This is a genomic window from Mesorhizobium sp. M2A.F.Ca.ET.037.01.1.1, assembly GCF_003998075.1.
GTDB lineage: Bacteria > Pseudomonadota > Alphaproteobacteria > Rhizobiales > Rhizobiaceae > Mesorhizobium.
This window is the reverse complement of the sequence record NZ_RZSA01000958.1, coordinates 1-2,452: the sequence shown is the minus strand read 5'-3', so window position 1 is coordinate 2,452 and position 2,452 is coordinate 1. Positions and strand designations below refer to the sequence as shown.

Here is a 2,452-nt window from a genome sequence, read left to right as displayed (position 1 = left end):
CCCCCTCTCTGTCCTGCCGGACATCTCCCCCTCAGGGGGGCCTCGCACAAGCCTTCATCACGCCGGCTCATCCATCAGATGCAGGCTATCGCGGTTGAAGGTGAGCGTCACCGCCTCGCCTTCGGCCGGCAGCGCCGTTCCCGCCGGCACCACCGCGTGCAGCCTCAACCCCTCGGCATCGAGCGCCAGCCTTGTCGTGGCGCCGAGATAGTTGGTGCCGACCAGGCGCGCGGCGACGCCGTCGCCACTGGTCGCGCTTGAAACGCGGATGGATTCCGGGCGCAGGCTGCCCCAGCGATGCTGGCCGGAATAGCGCTGAACGAAATCCGGCGGCAGCACGTTGGACGAGCCGACGAAATCGGCGACGAAGCGCGTGTTCGGCCGCTGATAGATATCTTCCGGCGTGCCGACCTGCATGATCCTGCCGTCGTTGAAGACGGCGACGCGGTCGGCCATGGACAGCGCTTCGCCCTGGTCGTGGGTGACGAAGACGAAGGTGATGCCGAGCGCCTTCTGCAGCGACTTCAATTCCTCCTGCATGTTCTCGCGCAGCTTGAGGTCGAGCGCGCCGAGCGGCTCGTCGAGCAACAGCACCTTGGGCTGGTTGACCAGCGCCCGGGCGAGCGCGACGCGCTGGCGCTGGCCGCCGGAAAGCTGGCCTGGGCGGCGCGCGCCATAGCCCGGCAGGCGCACCAGCGACAGCGCTTCCTCCGCAGCCTTCAGCCGCTCGGCCTTGCCGACGCCCTTGACCATCAGGCCGTAGGCGACGTTGTCGAGCACGTTGAGATGCGGGAACAGCGCATAGTCCTGGAAGACGGTGTTGACGTTGCGACGATAGGGCGGAACGCCTTCGGCGCGCTCGCCGAAGATGGAGATCGAGCCAGCCGTCGGCTGCTCGAAACCGGCGATCAGCCGTAGACACGTCGTCTTGCCGGAACCGGACGGCCCGAGCATGGCGAAAAACTCGCCCGGCGCGATCTCCAGATCGACCGCATCGACCGCGCGCACGCTGCCGAAATGGCGTGAGACTTGTTTGAAGGAAACGGCAGAGGTCATGGGCCCCGTCAGTTCAGTTCCGGTTGAACGAAGGCGAGTTCGCGCGGCGCTCTACCTCCCCCTTCGATGGGGGAGGTCGCGGCGAAGCCGCGGGTGGGGGTGACAGCGCGAACCATCAGACAGCCCCACCCTGACGCTCAAGCGTCGACCCGCCCCACAAGGGGAGGGTAAAGAGCGTTACCGTCCGCCGATGACGCCGATATAGTCCGACACCCAGCGGTAATAGGGCACGCACTGGTCGTTCTGGCTGGCGCATTTCGAAACCGGCGTCTTCCAGAACTTGATCTTGTCGAAATTGTCGTAGCCGTTGGTCTTGCAGCCTTCGTCGGTCAAAAGCTCATTGCCCTTGCAGGCGGCGGGCACGACCGGCAGCGAGCCGAACCAGGCCGAGACGTCGCCCTGGACCTTGGGCGACAGGGAATGCTCGAGCCACATATAGGCGCAGTTCGGATGGGCGGCGTCGGCTTCCATCATGGTGGTGTCGGCCCAGCCGGTGACGCCTTCCTCCGGCACGGTCGAGGCGACCGGTTTCTTGGCGGCGACCAGCGTGTTGACCTGATAGGGCCAGGAGCCGGAAGCGACCACGCCTTCGTTCTGGAAGTCGTCGACCTGGATCGCGGCATCGTGCCAATAGCGGCCGACCAGCGTGCGCTGCGTGCGCAACAGGTCGAGCGCCGCCTTGTACTGGTCTTCGTTCAGCTCGTATGGATCCTTGATGCCGAGCTCAGGCTTGTGGAACTTCAGATAGTTGGCGGCGTCCGCGATGTGGATCGGGCCGTCATAGGCCTGGACGCGGCCCTTGTTCGACTTGCCGTCGGGCAGCTTCATTTCCTCGAAGACGACGTTCCAGCTCTTGGGCGCTTCCTTGAAGACATCGGTGTTGTACATCAGGATGTTCGGGCCCCACTGGTAGGGAACGCCGTAATGCACCTTGTCGACGGTGAACCAGGGCGCGTCCTTCAGGCGGTCGTCGACGGTCTTCCAACTCGGGATCAGATCGGTGTTGATCGGCTGCACGCGCTTGCCGGCCACGAGGCGCAGCGAGGCATCGCCCGAAGCGGTGACCAGATCGAAGCCGCCCTCGTTCATCAGCGAGACCATCTCGTCGGAGGTGTTGGCGGTCTTGACGTTAACCTTGCAGCCGCTTTCCTTCTCGAAAGCCGTCACCCAGTCATAACCCTTGTCGGTCTCGCCGCGCTCGATATAGCCCGGCCAGGCAACGATGTTTAGCTCGCCCTCGCCCTTGCCGAGTTCCTTGACCTGGGCCATGGCCTGAGCGGAAAAAGTCAGCGCGACAGTCAGCGCCGTGCACGACTTCAGGAATGCATTCATCATCGATCTCCCATTTTGGCGCATGACCCCGAAACCAGTTCGGCTTTCGGAAAGGACCATGCGC

Annotated in this window: 2 protein-coding genes; both read right to left on the bottom strand. The window is 64.3% G+C overall.

Annotated features, from left to right (window positions below):
- Positions 1-57 precede the first annotated feature (57 nt).
- Positions 58-1,056, bottom strand: coding sequence for an ABC transporter ATP-binding protein (locus EOA27_RS31900; RefSeq protein ID WP_126079710.1), 999 nt, complete (start codon positions 1,054-1,056; stop codon positions 58-60).
- A 177-nt stretch (positions 1,057-1,233) separates the two neighbouring features.
- The gene (locus EOA27_RS31895; RefSeq protein WP_127258174.1) at positions 1,234-2,388 is read right to left on the bottom strand and encodes an ABC transporter substrate-binding protein; all 1,155 of its coding nucleotides are present in this window, start codon (positions 2,386-2,388) and stop codon (positions 1,234-1,236) included.
- Between the last annotated feature and the right edge of the window lie 64 nt (positions 2,389-2,452).

What these genes read in the sequence shown, in the direction of transcription:
- EOA27_RS31900 (WP_126079710.1), bottom strand. Translation starts at nt 1,056, where the DNA reads ATGACCTCTGCCGTTTCCTTCAAACAAGTCTCACGCCATTTCGGCAGC.
- EOA27_RS31895 (WP_127258174.1), bottom strand. Translation starts at nt 2,388, where the DNA reads ATGAATGCATTCCTGAAGTCGTGCACGGCGCTGACTGTCGCGCTGACT.